Source organism: Bacillus sp. FSL K6-1005 (assembly GCF_038000225.1).
GTDB classification, from domain to species: domain Bacteria; phylum Bacillota; class Bacilli; order Bacillales; family Bacillaceae; genus Bacillus; species Bacillus mojavensis.
Genome location: NZ_JBBOBP010000002.1, coordinates 1 through 12,917 on the forward strand (window position 1 = coordinate 1; position 12,917 = coordinate 12,917).

13 protein-coding genes and 1 pseudogene are annotated in these 12,917 nt (G+C 43.3%); 10 read left to right on the forward strand and 4 right to left on the reverse strand.

Going from position 1 to position 12,917, the window contains the following annotated elements; all coding sequences use genetic code 11:
• A pseudogene (locus NST16_RS19935) lies at positions 1–897 on the reverse strand (spore coat protein CotH); the annotation flags it as partial.
• 127 nt (positions 898–1,024) lie between these two features.
• On the reverse strand, positions 1,025–2,113 hold the full coding sequence (cotH, locus tag NST16_RS19940; RefSeq protein WP_340888468.1) for a spore coat protein CotH: 1,089 nt from the start codon (positions 2,111–2,113) through the stop codon (positions 1,025–1,027).
• A gap of 138 nt (positions 2,114–2,251) precedes the next feature.
• Between cotH and cotG the strand changes: the two genes are divergently transcribed.
• From cotG to NST16_RS19975, 7 genes are all read left to right on the forward strand, one after another.
• The gene (cotG, locus tag NST16_RS19945) at positions 2,252–2,863 is read left to right on the forward strand and encodes a spore coat protein CotG (RefSeq protein ID WP_168748917.1); all 612 of its coding nucleotides are present in this window, start codon (positions 2,252–2,254) and stop codon (positions 2,861–2,863) included.
• A gap of 162 nt (positions 2,864–3,025) precedes the next feature.
• Positions 3,026–3,646, forward strand: coding sequence for a flavin reductase family protein (locus NST16_RS19950; protein ID WP_168748918.1), 621 nt, complete (start codon positions 3,026–3,028; stop codon positions 3,644–3,646).
• A gap of 221 nt (positions 3,647–3,867) precedes the next feature.
• Positions 3,868–5,958: a BglG family transcription antiterminator gene (locus NST16_RS19955; protein ID WP_340888471.1), complete on the forward strand. Its 2,091-nt coding sequence runs from the start codon at positions 3,868–3,870 to the stop codon at positions 5,956–5,958.
• Positions 5,959–5,969: 11 nt separating this feature from the next.
• The gene (locus NST16_RS19960; RefSeq protein ID WP_010332137.1) at positions 5,970–6,236 is read left to right on the forward strand and encodes a PTS sugar transporter subunit IIB; all 267 of its coding nucleotides are present in this window, start codon (positions 5,970–5,972) and stop codon (positions 6,234–6,236) included.
• A gap of 33 nt (positions 6,237–6,269) precedes the next feature.
• Positions 6,270–7,532, forward strand: coding sequence for a PTS ascorbate transporter subunit IIC (locus tag NST16_RS19965; protein WP_340888473.1), 1,263 nt, complete (start codon positions 6,270–6,272; stop codon positions 7,530–7,532).
• Positions 7,533–7,550: 18 nt separating this feature from the next.
• Complete coding sequence (alsE, locus tag NST16_RS19970) at positions 7,551–8,249, forward strand: D-allulose 6-phosphate 3-epimerase (RefSeq protein ID WP_340888475.1); 699 nt, start codon at positions 7,551–7,553, stop codon at positions 8,247–8,249.
• A 76-nt stretch (positions 8,250–8,325) separates the two neighbouring features.
• Positions 8,326–8,676, forward strand: coding sequence for a DUF4181 domain-containing protein (locus NST16_RS19975; RefSeq protein ID WP_326331951.1), 351 nt, complete (start codon positions 8,326–8,328; stop codon positions 8,674–8,676).
• Here the strand turns inward: NST16_RS19975 and ggt are convergent.
• Complete coding sequence (gene ggt, locus NST16_RS19980) at positions 8,673–10,250, reverse strand: gamma-glutamyltransferase (RefSeq protein ID WP_340888479.1); 1,578 nt, start codon at positions 10,248–10,250, stop codon at positions 8,673–8,675. The two genes, NST16_RS19975 and ggt, sit on opposite strands and share 4 nt — an antisense overlap.
• A gap of 213 nt (positions 10,251–10,463) precedes the next feature.
• On the opposite strand from ggt, the gene chrS reads away from it, so the two are divergent.
• The 3 genes from chrS to NST16_RS19995 are packed head-to-tail and all read left to right on the forward strand — an operon-like array spanning position 10,464 to position 12,080.
• Complete coding sequence (chrS, locus tag NST16_RS19985; protein ID WP_010332142.1) at positions 10,464–10,940, forward strand: chromate efflux transcriptional regulator ChrS; 477 nt, start codon at positions 10,464–10,466, stop codon at positions 10,938–10,940.
• A 13-nt stretch (positions 10,941–10,953) separates the two neighbouring features.
• Positions 10,954–11,547: a chromate efflux transporter subunit ChrB gene (chrB, locus tag NST16_RS19990; protein WP_024123093.1), complete on the forward strand. Its 594-nt coding sequence runs from the start codon at positions 10,954–10,956 to the stop codon at positions 11,545–11,547.
• Positions 11,544–12,080, forward strand: a complete 537-nt coding sequence (locus NST16_RS19995) for a chromate transporter (RefSeq protein WP_340888483.1) — start codon at positions 11,544–11,546, stop codon at positions 12,078–12,080. Before chrB ends, NST16_RS19995 begins: the two co-directional genes overlap by 4 nt.
• Positions 12,081–12,527: 447 nt before the next feature.
• Here the strand turns inward: NST16_RS19995 and NST16_RS20000 are convergent, their stop codons facing one another.
• Complete coding sequence (locus NST16_RS20000; RefSeq protein ID WP_326334225.1) at positions 12,528–12,890, reverse strand: hypothetical protein; 363 nt, start codon at positions 12,888–12,890, stop codon at positions 12,528–12,530.
• Between the last annotated feature and the right edge of the window lie 27 nt (positions 12,891–12,917).

The window sequence follows — 12,917 nt, forward strand, 5'->3', positions numbered from 1 at the left end:
TGAACTTTTGGAATCTGATGAACGATCATATGTTGACGATTGATAATCTGAAGATCTTGGTGACCGATATGATTTGGACGAACTTGATGAGCTATATGATGTTGAAGAGGTTAACGAACTGCTGTCCCCCTCTTCTTCGTGTTTTTGTTTTTGGTCTATATCATTTTTGCTTTCTTCTTTATCATCATGTTCTTTCTTTTGATCACCTTTTTTGTAAGAGCCTTTTGGGCCTAAGCTGATGCTCTTGATATGAAAAGGATATATCCGAAGCACTTCTTGATTTTTCACTAAAGTATAATGACCATCCGCATTATCTACGAGGATCCCTTCAATTGCTTCTGGTCCTCCTCGATTAATCGAAACCCATTTATGAGTTAAACTCTTAAAAACTTCGTTTAAATGATCAGCTTCCAAGACACCTGGCGTATGTCCTTCTTTATTTACAGCGTCATCATGTTTACTTATGCTTTTGATGTGATGAATATTAAAATAAACTACGCCATCCTCATTTGTGTCTAACGCAGCGAAATCATCTCCTAGCCATACCAAACTTCCTTTTTTAGATTCCGGACCGCCTTGATTTAATTGCACTGATTGGTTCATTAACTGTCCGATTAAGCTGTGAAAATCATCAGCATCAGCCATTTCTGCCGTCTCAATTGTTGTTGTGCTATTATTGGTATCCTCTGTAATACTTTTGACATGATCCAATTGATAATAAATGGTTTTTTTTTCAGTTTGTAAGGCGATATAATCTGATTTTACAGCTACCAATTTTCCTTTTTTAGATTCCGGACCTCCTCGATATACAGTGACAATTTTATCTTGCATTGAATGCAAAAAATTATAGTAAGATATATCATGATTTGAATGATTTTTCATTCTCCTCTTGCTCATTCATTACCCTCCTAGTCATTTATACATAGATGATAAATATATTGCATATATACGTGTCACAGTTATTTCTTGAACTAATTGAATAGCCTAATTGTCTGATTTTCAGCGAATACCTATAATCGTGCATTCACAAAATACTTAAATTGCTTTTAATGTATTGTGAACGATTGTTAATATACTCAAAAATCACTTCCGACTCACGGTCAAAACGTTCAATATCACTCTTTTTATATGGATCCATCAGGACAAACGGCCTGATCTGATCATAAAGCGCCAATATTTTTGGTTTCATATATTCAATGGTAAAGAGAGATTGGAGCGTTTTTTCTAACAGATGCTTGTAGGACCTGCGAAAATCGGGTTCATCCAAAATGCGAGCGGTTAATGTATTAAACCCTTGGATTCTTACATAATCTGCAGCCATCCGCTCTCCATGGATATCCCTGCCCCAAGTCGCATCATAGTCCCAAGGAATCACTTCAAATAATCCGGTTTCTCCGCTTCTGTACAAAGCGTAATTATGGACAAACCCGTCATAGTTTGAGGTGAACACAATGCCCGCCAGCCAGCGCAAATACTTATCGATATTCACATGCTTTGTCACTTCTGATTTAAATTGAGCTTTAGGGACAGTATTAATTTTAAAAATCATATCCTGTAAATAAAAATCATCTTCCTCGGTCCCTGTCTTCTTTTCATACCCATGCTCAAGCGACGTCTTCGTTTCTCTCTCCAAATCACTCACGAGAGAAAAATTAGCATCATCGTCAACCGCGTAAAAAATGGCTCCGTCCGCCAGCTTCCTTTTCGCTAAATAATATTCATCGACGGATTCAAGCTCTAGATACACTCCTTCATTCTTCCCATTTACCTTTAAAAACACAAATTCTGCCTTCGGAGACAGTGTCCCCAGCTCTGAGAAAAAATCGAGAGACAATTTGTTTCTCATCATGGAAGGATCTTTATATTCCGCATTCAAGTGAACCTCGCGGGCCCCGCGAAATGTTTTCGGCTGATAAAAGGAAATATGGTACGACTTCTTTTTGAAATCTCTAATATGAGATCCGCGATAAGCGATGTCGATATCAAATCTTTTCTGATTCACTTTCAGCACAGCCGGAACCGGTTCATCATCCCATATATCCTTTTTTAATTCCCGTAAGTCTTTTGGATGAATAAACAGCTGATACAGAGGCAAATTTGATTGATTCTTCATCCGTAGTCCCCCTTCAAAATTAGGCTTTTATTTTTGTGAGATCTCAGCGGAACACTTATACACTTTTTACAATCGTGCGTACTATGTGTGTAGTAAGGATCTTCATCCTTAAACCAATTACAAAAAGGAGGATTTCAATTGGGCCACTATTCCCATTCTGATATCAAAGAAGCGGTGAAATCCGCAAAAAAAGAAGGTTTAAAAACTTATTTATACCAAGAGCCTCGTGGAAAAAAACGCAGTCATAAAAAGTCGCACCGCTCACACAAGAAATCTCGCAGCCATAAAAAATCTTACTGTTCTCACAAGAAATCTCGCAGCCATAAAAAATCTTACTGTTCTCACAAAAAATCTCGCAGCCATAAAAAATCTTACTGTTCTCACAAGAAATCTCGCAGCCACAAAAAATCATACCGTTCTTACAAAAAGTCTCGCAGCTACAAGAAATCGTTCTGTTCTCGCAAAAAATCACGCAGCTACAAAAAGTCTTACTGCTCTCACAAGAAAAGATCACGCAGCTACAAAAAGTCTTACTGCTCTCACAAGAAAAGATCACGCAGCTACAAAAAATCGTTCTGTTCTCATAAGAAAAGATCACGCAGCTACAAAAAATCGTTCTGTTCTCATAAGAAAAGATCTCACAAAAAACACGGCAGAAAATTTCAGCACCACAAAAAAGATGATTACGACAGCAAAAAAGAATTCTGGAAAGACGGCAATTGCTGGGTAGTCAAAAAGAAATATAAATAATACAAAACTGTCATAGGCTCCGGCATACGTACGGTAGCCTATTTTCTAATTCCCCTATATCAGTTATATGTCATGACATAGCATATGCAACCCGCATTATTTGGTTTCTTTGAATGGATTTCGTTATACTCATGGTATCCTTACAATAAAGGCGGTGTTGTTATGTACATATTTCAAGCAGAAGAGCTTAGTTCCAAGGACACGTATAAGCTGCTGTCAGGAGCCGTTATTCCGCGCCCGATCGCATTTGTTACAACACTTTCTTCAAGCGGGACAATCAATGCGGCGCCTTTCAGTTTCTATAACGTGGTCAGCTCAGATCCTCCGCTACTCAGTATTTCTGTTAACCGGTCAGAAGGACGGCAAAAAGATACAGCCAGAAACGCGATAGAAAACGGTGAATTTGTCGTCCATGTCAGTGATGAAGCCATCATTGAAGACATCAATGAGACGGCGGCAAGTTTAGGGCCGGATGAAAGTGAAATGACACGCACCTCTCTCCATTCTGTAGAGAGCACAGCTGTTTCGGTGCCTGGCATTCAAGAAGCCCGCGTTCGTTTTGAATGCAAACTCGAACGGCATATCACATTCGACAATGATCATGGTGTAACCACGGCTGATCTGCTTATTGGCAGAGTTGTCTGTTTTCACCTCGATGAGAAGGTGTATGACGCAGATAAAGGGTATATTTTGACGGACGAATTAAAGCCGGCTTCCAGATTAGCCGGAAACCATTATGCAAAGCTCGGTGAAGAATTTACATTGATTCGTCCAAGTTCATAAAAGGACTATTTATATAGAAGAAACTAGTCAAAAAGACACTGTCATTAAAAGCCGGCACAGCATGTGCCTGGCTTTTTTTGTGTGAAGGAATGATAGTTGCACAAATCGTTTGCACTGATTTGGTCTTATAAATTCAGATATTGCCCATTACAATTAAAATAAGCCCGCACGAAGAGAAGGACGGCAGACTGATATCACCTGCACATAAGGAGCTGATGGGCATGCCTTTAGACCAAAGAAGATCAGCCATACTTCACCAGGTTCTCAACACAAAAAGCTATGTTACTTGCGGCGAATTAACGGAGCAATTAAACATTTCAAGGAGAACGCTGTACTATGACATTGAAAAAATTAACGGCTGGCTGAAAGAGACAGGACTGACACCGATCAAAAGAAGGCGTTCAGCAGGATTTTATTTAGAAGACCAAACGAAAAAAATGCTGACATCCGAAATGAAAACGCTGACAAATTCAAGTTATGAATATTCTCCTTCAGAGCGACAGGCAAGAGTGATCCTACGTATCTTAACGAGAAACAGACGATTGCTTCTGCAAAACTTCATTGACGAAAATCACATTAGCCGCAACACCGCCATTCAGGATATGAAGCATATTCGCGAAAAGCTGAAGACATTCGGTATCATTCTTTGCTTTACCAAAGAAAAGGGTTACTTTTTCTCAGGATTAGAGCAGCAAAAGCGAAAAATGTTGGCTGAATATACAAATCAGCTCATGCAAAAGAGCAGCAGCACTGCGGCGGTTACAGATCTTTGCCCCGATCCAGCTGCTTGTGAGCAGCGAATCCAAATCATGCGCTCTATGCTGCTGACGTTCGAAAAACTTCTTCACATGAATTTTGCTGATCATGTTCTCGCGGGCTTAAGTGTGCACTTTACGTTATTTCTGATCAGAATACAGGCGGGAAAAGAAATCACTCTAGAACAAGAAGAGCAATACGCCATCAGGCAAACGAAGGAATATGAAGCGGCCGTTCGAGCGGTGGAAGCGGCGGAACTGCCGGAAAAAGCCTTTATTTCCGATCAAGAAATGTGCTACTTCACGATCCATTTGCTAGGGGCTAAAATCAGCCAGTTCCCCGCTTCAAGTCTCATTGCAGGTGAGTTGGGTGCGGTACATGATATTGCGGACAGAATGATTGTCGATTTCCAGCGTTACGCCTGCGTGCTTTTTCAAGACCCGGAAAATCTAAAAAAACATCTGGTGCTTCATTTGAAATCAGCTTATTACAGAATTAAATATGATATCACCCCTCATGAGAGTGAGATAGCTGCCTCCATCAAAACGAAATACAGTGATATTTTCTGCTTAACGAAAAAAGTCGTTCATCACCTTCAAAAAGAATTAAGAAAGCCTGTCAGCAGTGAAGAAACAGCATTTATCGCCATGCATTTCGGAGGCTGGATGAAACGCGAAGGGGTCGCGCCCTCACTCAGAAAAACAGCGGTTATTGTCTGTCCGGGCGGCATCGGCACATCAAAAATTTTGCAGAGCCAAATTGAAGATCTTCTGCCGAATGTCGATATTCTGGAAACCGTGTCAAGCCGTGTCTATGAAACAATGACGCTTGAAACGGATGTCCTGATCTCTACCGTTCCGCTCCCAGACAGAGGGGTGCCTGTACTCATCGTCAATCCCATACTGAACAGCAGGGAAAAGATCAGCCTGCTGAAAAAAGTAGATGTACTCTCAAACAGCGCTGCCCATTTCCATCCAAGTGTTCATGACATCATGTGCATCATCGAAAAACACGCAGAAGGCATTCATAAAACAGAGCTGATGCGCGAACTGACCGAGTATTTAGGACAGCCGCACAAACATGAAAAGGAGGCGAACCGCAAACCAATGCTTGCTGAATTAATGACACCTAACCATATAACGATGGCCGACTCTGCCCCCGGTTGGGAAGATGCTGTCCGCATGGCGGCAAAGCCGCTATTGGATGACGGGTCTGTTACCCCGCAATACGTCGATGCCATGATTGCCACGATTCAGACACTGGGCCCATATATCGTCATTACGCCGAATGTCGCCATCCCGCACGCAAGGCCTGAAGACGGTGTGAATCAAATCGGTATGAGCTTTCTGAGACTGAAACAAGCCGTTTCCTTTTCAGAGAAGCCCGAGCATTCAGTCCAGCTAATTATCGTGCTCGCGGCAATCGACAATGACACCCATTTGAAAGCCCTCTCCCAGCTCACGAATATGCTGGGTGATCCGGAAAACATTCAATTGCTGATTAACGCTCAATCGGCGGAAGATGTGCTGCCAATGATTCAAAAATACTCAAATTAGGAGTGATTCAAGTGAAAAAAATCTTAATTGTTTGCGGAAATGGACTCGGATCAAGCTTTATTGTTGAAATGAATGTAAAAAAAATCATTGAAGAACTGAACATCAGCGCTGATGTGACACATACAGACCTCACCTCAAGCAAAACAGAGCAAGCGGATCTGTATTTAGGATCAGCCGATATTGTGTCAGGCCTAGACGATGGAACGCGTAACGTGGTCGGACTTAAAAACCTGCTGGACCAGAAAGAAATCAAAGAAGCCATCCTTTCCAACTTGTAACACAAAAAAACATAGACGACGGGGGTGCATCTGATGCTTGATTTTTTGATAAACGATTTCCTGGGAACTCCTGCTATCTTAATTGGACTTTTTGCCTTAGCCGGTTTGCTTCTGCAAAAGAAAAACGCTGCGGATACCGTATCGGGCACACTGAAAACGGCCATGGGATTTGTCATCCTCAGTGCCGGGGCGGCGATTGTCTCAGATTCACTTGCGGTATTCGGCAGCATGTTCGAAAAAGCATTTCACATTAAAGGCGTCGTACCCAATACAGATGCAATCTCAGCCATTGCTCAAAAAACGTTTGGTACAGAGACGGCACTCATTATGATCTTTGGAATGATTGTTAACATATTGCTGGCGCGTCTAACGCCATTTAAATATATTTTCTTAACCGGCCATCATATTCTCTACATGGCTTCATTGATTTCGGCCGTGCTGATTACCGGCGGCATCAGCGGTGTTCCTCTCATTGCTGCGGGCGCCATTATTCTTGGGGGGCTGATGGTGCTGTCACCCGCCATCCTTCAGCCGTATACAAAAAAAATTACAGGAAGCGATGATCTCGCTCTCGGCCATTTCGGTTCTGCCGGCTATTTTATTGCTGGATTCATCGGCAAACATGCGGGCAATCCATCTCATTCCACTGAGGATATCAAAGTTCCGAAATCATTAGGATTTCTGCGGGATACGTCAGTCTCCATTTCTTTAACGATGGCACTCCTTTTCTTTATTGTCGCTCCTTTCGCCGGAAAGGACTATATTGAAGCATCGTTGAGCGGCGGAAGCCATTTTCTCGTTTATTCCTTTATGCAGGCCATTACGTTCGCTGCTGGGGTATATGTCATCTTGGCGGGGGTTCGGATGGTAATCGCGGAAATTGTCCCTGCTTTTAAAGGCATCGCAGAAAAGCTAGTGAAAGGCGCCAAACCCGCTCTTGACTGTCCGACGGTTTTTCCTTTTGCGCCCAACGCTGTGATTATCGGGTTTTTATCCAGCTTCCTGGCGGGTATTGTATCCATTTTTCTTCTTCCGGTCTTCGGTCTCAGCGTTATTGTCCCGGGACTTGTACCGCATTTCTTTACAGGAGCGGCGGCGGGAGTTTACGGAAATGCAACCGGCGGCGTGCGGGGGGCTGTACTCGGTGCGTTTGCCAATGGGATTCTCATTTCTATTCTGCCTGCGTTTCTTCTACCGGTTCTTGGCTCGCTCGGATTTGAAGGCACAACTTACGGTGATTCAGACTTTGGCATTATCGGGATTCTTCTTGGCTGGATCATACAATTATGTACTTAAAGTGAGGGATGCTGCGTCATGAAACATTTATTTTCACCTTCTCTGATGTGTATGGATTTAACAAAATTCAACGAGCAGATCACCATTCTAAACAGCCGTGCCGATATGTATCATGTTGACATTATGGACGGCCATTTCGTCAAAAACATTACCCTGTCCCCATTTTTCATCAGCCAGCTCAGAACAGTGACAGCTCTCCCTATTGATGCCCACCTGATGGTTGAGAAGCCGGAGGATTTTATCGATATGACAGCAGAGGCCGGCGCTGATTACATTAGCGTGCACGCCGAAACGATTAACCGGGCGGCATTTCGGCTGATACACAAAATCAAAGATCATGGCGCAAAGGTCGGGATTGTATTGAACCCGGCCACTCCGCTAGAGTGGATCAGCCCTTATGTTCATTTGATTGATAAACTGACGATTATGACCGTTGATCCGGGTTTTGCCGGGCAGCCGTTTATCGCAGAAATGACGAAAAAAATCCGGGCGGCCAAAGAATGGAGAGAAACAAATCATTATACGTATGCCATTGAGGTTGACGGCTCCTGTAATGAAAAAACCTTCCGCACGCTTGCAGAAGCTGGGAATGACATTTTTATCATCGGCAATTCAGGCCTCTTTGACCTCGATGAAAACACAGAAATCGCATGGAATAAAATGAAAACCATTTTCCAGCAGCAGACACATCCTATAAAAATGCAACACCCGGAGTAATCCCCCCCGGGTGTTTTTCTATGAAACATTTTCTCTCCCACAAACGTATAAAGAGATGAGTTTAGGAGGGATTGGTATGACAGGCACTCATTTTTTAATTTTAATACTGATCGCAGCTGCTTTCAGTACATCATTTTATATTTTCGCCAGTAAACGCGGCATTCCCAAACCCCGTTGGTGGTATAAACCGGTGAACAGTATTCAAGGCGTGCTGGAAATCGTTCTGCTCATTTTACTGGGATTTTCTCTTTTGCGTTATCCGCCAGAGTATATGCTCATTTTATATCTTTTCGTCATTAATGGTTTACGTGCTCTTATGGAATGGAAATATGAGCGTGAAGAAAAACAATATGTACACTCATTATTTGGTGCTGCACTGTTTCTGGTCATTTTTATTTATATGAGTATGTTCTTCTTCGTATCTTAAATCCCAACAGCCGCCCCATCCCCCCTTGGGTCGGCTCCTCCTTGGAGAAAGCCCTCCTCATCCACTGCGATTGCTGCTGCGTGGCCCATCAGCGGGTCATAATCACTGACTGTCTCCACGAGATGGCCGCTTTCTTTTAGCATTTCGACCGTCTTCTCTGCAATTCTGTTCTCAACTCTGAGACCTTCATAATCCTCGCCCCACGTTCTGCCCCATACCCAGCGCGGTTCGCTGATTGCCTGCTGTGGATCCATTCCATAGTCCAGCATCCGGGTGATGATTGCCGTCTGAGTCTGCGGCTGGCCTTCGCCCCCTTGCGTGCCGTACAGAATCTTCGGTTCCCCATTCTTACAGACCATAGCCGGCATCAGCGTATGGAAGCTGCGCTTTCTCGGCTCAAGTGTATTGACATGGTTTTCATCCAATGAGAAAAATGAACCGCGATTTTGCATGAGAATGCCTGTATCGCCGGCAGTAACAGCCGAGCCAAATTCAAAGTACAGGCTTTGAATGAACGACACCGCGTTGCCATCCGAATCCATCACCGCCGCATAGGCGGTATCACTGCCTACCGGTCTGCTTTCCACCGGTTCAGCTATATAACCGATTTCTTCCGCCAGCTGCTTGGCATAACTTTTGTCCAAGAGCCTTTCCAGCGGAATATCAGCAAACGCCGGATCAGTCAGAACGGCATTCCGATCTAGAAAACTCTTTTTCAGTGCCTCCACGAGTACATGATAATAGGTAAATGAACCATGTTCTATTTGGCTGAAATCATAGTTTTCCAGAATGTTCAACGTCATTAAACCCGTAAAACCTTGGGAATTCGGCGGCGCCTGATACACAATGTACCCCCGGTAATCACAGGATACAGGCTCCATCCACTCACCCTTGTGTGCTGTAAAATCATCAAGTGTCATATAGCTGCCATTATGCTGTAAAAACGAGACAATCCGCTGTGCGATATCACCTTCATAAAATGCGCTTCTTCCTCTTTCAGCAATCATTGTCAGGCTATTCGCAAGCTCTTTTTGCACAAACCGTTCGCCGGGGACCGGTGCTTTGCCGTTTTTCGTGAAGATATCAGCGGTGTAAGGTGTTGACGCCAGCAATTCAAGATTCGTCGCTGTATGCCGGCACTGATCTGCAGATACAGGAAAACCATTTGCAGCATAATGGAGTGCAGGCTCCAATACATCAGAAAGCGACATCCGTCCGTATGTCTTCAGCACGGCATCCCAGCTATCGACCATTCCCGGTACGGTAATTGCGCTGTCGATCCCCCGCAGCGGGATCTCATTTTTCCCCTTATACACGTCTCTCGTCACATTTTTTCCTGAACGGCCGCTGCCATTGTACACTCTTACCGCCTTTGTTTTTTGATGAAAGGTCAGCCAAAAGGAATCTCCTCCAAGCCCCGTCATATGCGGATAGACAACCGCCAGACAAGCGCTCACGGCGACAGCGGCGTCAAATGCGTTTCCTCCCTTCTCCAGAATGCGGTTTCCCGCTTGTGATGCGAGGTAATGCGGACTGACGACCATTTGCTTAGTGCCGATAATAGATCTGTTCATCACAAGTCCCCTTTGCAAGAGATTTTCTTCATTATAGAGACCCTGTTTTTTCGCATCTACTGATCCGGAAGAAAAGCTGACGAACTTTATCCTTTTCGTAAACATAAAAATATTTTTATATTCATTGCGAAAATAAATATAAATTTTCTCTTACGAAATGAAACTTATATGATAAAATATTGACTAAAAGTCAAACGAAAGCAGGTGCAACAAATGGGCAATGAATATCAAATTCCTAACCTTGTTCTTGATGAGATAGACAAACAGATTCTTACCATTTTGCATGAGGAAGGGAGGATTTCTTATACGGATCTTGGCAAAAGAGTTGAATTATCACGTGTTGCGGTTCAATCACGCATTAATCAGCTGATTGAAGCAGGTGTTATTGAAAAATTCACAGCCGTGATCAATCCAGCTAAAATCGGCATTCATGTATCCGTGTTTTTTAATGTGGAGGTAGAGCCGCAATTCCTAGAAGAAGTCGCCCTAAAGCTTGAAGAAGAACCTGCGGTCACCAGCCTTTATCACATGACTGGTCCGAGCAAGCTTCACATGCACGGGATCTTCGCGGATGATCAGGAAATGGAAGAGTTTTTAACGAAACGGCTGTATCCGCTTCAGGGCGTCGTCAGCGTTGATTGCCAAATGCTGATCAAACGGTACAAAAGCCGTATGGGAATGAAGCTGTAAAGGAGAGAAACTGATGAAAAACCATCCTTATCGGGATATGACCGCCGCAATGGTGCGCACCGGAATCTTAGGCTTCGGGGGCGGGCCATCGGTGATTCCGCTGATCCGCCATGAAGCGGTGAATAAATATAAATGGATAGATGATGATGAATTTGGAGAAATATTAGCCATCGCCAATGCACTCCCCGGACCGATCGCAACCAAGATGGCGGCGTATCTGGGATTCAAACTAAAAGGCACGCTAGGCGCAATTGTTGCCACTCTGGCCCACATTCTGCCTACATGCCTTGCAATGGTTGCCTTATTTGCGGCTGTAAACGTCTTAAGCCACTCGGCAGTTGTTGCCGGCATGATTGGCGCAGTAACGCCGGTTATCGCCGTAATGCTCGGTATCATGGCATACGAGTTTGGGCAAAAAGCGCTCAAAGGATTTGGCTGGGTCACCGGAATCCTGTTTTTTATCATCGCTTTTATCGGACTGCAATTGTTACAGATCAACCCCGGTATCGTTATTATCATTTTCTTAGCATACGGGGCATTTCATTTTAAACTGAAAGACAAAATCACGAATAAACATTCAAAAGATAAAGGAATGTCCGCCTCATGATCATTATGTTTTTATTCACAGCATTTTTTATCGCAAACATTCTGGGATATGGCGGCGGCCCAGCCTCTATCCCGCTGATGTTTGAAGAAGTCGTAAACAGATACGGCTGGCTGTCAAACGACCAATTCTCTAACATGCTCGCACTTGCGAACGCATTGCCAGGCCCGATCGCAACCAAAATCGCCGCTTATGTCGGCTACAGCGCAGGCGGCTGGCCCGGCTTTCTGATTGCCCTGATCGCAACTGTTGTACCGTCCGCGCTCGCGCTGATCGTCCTGCTGCGCATCATTCAGCGTTTTCGCCAATCACCCGTGATCAAAGGCATGACACTGTCTGTCCAGCCTGTTATCGCTGTCATGATGCTCATTCTCACTTGGCAAATCGGCGCCGACGGCATCAAAGCCATCGGCTGGATTCAATCCTTAGTGATTGCGGGCATTTCCCTCCTTTTCATGACAAAATTCAAACTGCATCCGGCTTTCCTGATTATCGCGGCATTTTTATATGGGGGGCTTGTAGTTCCTCATTTATAGAAAAAGCACCCTCAAAGGGTGCTTTTTTATTTTGGGCCAGAAATGCCATTTGTCATATAAATTGTTTCTTTGGCTGCATCATTTTTGATCACGTTTTTGATTTGCAGCGTGTTTCCTGACATTCTGGCAAATTGCTTATCTTGAGGCGAGTTTGTTTTGACGTGTATCCATTCCAGCCGGTATCTTTAGCTTAAGAAATTGGGAACCTGTTGGGTTAGCGGCTGCAAATCCTCTTAAACCCCACTATCCACACTCCAGATTTGATATTCTAATTCTTCTAATAATTGTGTTCTCTGCACATTTGTTCTTGTACCATTCGTCTAATTCCCTATTCACAAGTAGACAATGAAGTAATTCACCGATTTCAGGATATTCACTAATAAATAAATCTGATTCCATCTTCCATAAATAATAATCATTCCATCCATTAATCCATTAATTATTTAACTATTTCCACCAAGTCGTTGTTACTTCATTTAAATGATATTCAATATATGCAATCACTTTTTTATAGTCGTCTGATGAAAATTCTTTAATAGGGTTTTCCCAATCATTATTTTTAACTATTGAAACCAGATAATTACCTTCAGCAGAAATGTCAGGAACCCAGCCTAAATCAAGCGTTATTGAGGATTGTTCATGATAAAGCTGCAACAAACTGTCTGTGAACAAAAACCAGGAATCATCATTCGGTTCTAAAGTTCTTGGATCTATTTCAACAAAATGATTATAATTTACTTTCCAACCTTGTGTTATTCTTAGGGGGTGTATATTAACTTTTGGAACATCTAATTTAACATGTTTTCTCAAATCATGACCTCTTTAGTAACTAGTTTG